Below are 638 nucleotides of genomic sequence, written 5' to 3' on the forward strand. Positions count from 1 at the left end.
GCGCTCGCGCTGGCCCCGCGGGCCGACACCTGGTGCGCTCGCGGCGCGGCGCTGAAGAAATCGGGCGACCTTGCCGGCGCCCTGCACAGCTACGAACAGGCGCTGGCCGTGCGGCCCGACTACGCGCTGGCCGAACACTATCGGGCGAACACGCTGCGCGGACTGGGGCAGCACGACGCGGCCGTGGCGTCGTACCGGCGCGCGCTCGACCTGGGCGCGGATGCGGACGAGATCCGGTTTTCACTGGCGGCGCTGGGCGAGGCGGAGCAGCCGGATGCGGCGCCGGCCGACTACGTGAAACACCTGTTCGACCAATATGCCGGCCGGTTCGACCGCCACCTCGTCGACGTCCTCGGCTACCGCACGCCGGCGCTGCTGGACGCCCTGCTCCGCCCGCACCTGGCCGCGCCACCCGTGCAGGCGGCGCTGGACCTCGGCTGCGGCACGGGACTGTGCGCGACTTTCCTGCGGCCGCTGGCGCGGCACGTCACCGGCATCGACCTGTCGCAGCGCATGCTGGACAAGGCGGCGGAACTGGACCTGTACGATGACCTGGCCTGCGCCGACATCGCCGACTGGCTGGCGGAGCGCCCCGCCTCGTGCGACCTCGCCGTCGCGGCCGACGTGCTCGTGTACCT

Annotated in this window: 1 protein-coding gene; it reads left to right on the top strand. The window is 73.4% G+C overall.

Annotated elements, in window-relative coordinates; all coding sequences use genetic code 11:
* A partial coding sequence (locus ACEN88_RS33610; RefSeq protein ID WP_413346676.1) for a methyltransferase domain-containing protein occupies positions 1–638 on the top strand: 638 nt, incomplete at both ends.

It is taken from the genome of Massilia sp. CT11-108 (assembly GCF_047302915.1).
Classification (GTDB): Bacteria; Pseudomonadota; Gammaproteobacteria; order Burkholderiales; family Burkholderiaceae_D; genus Telluria; species Telluria orientalis.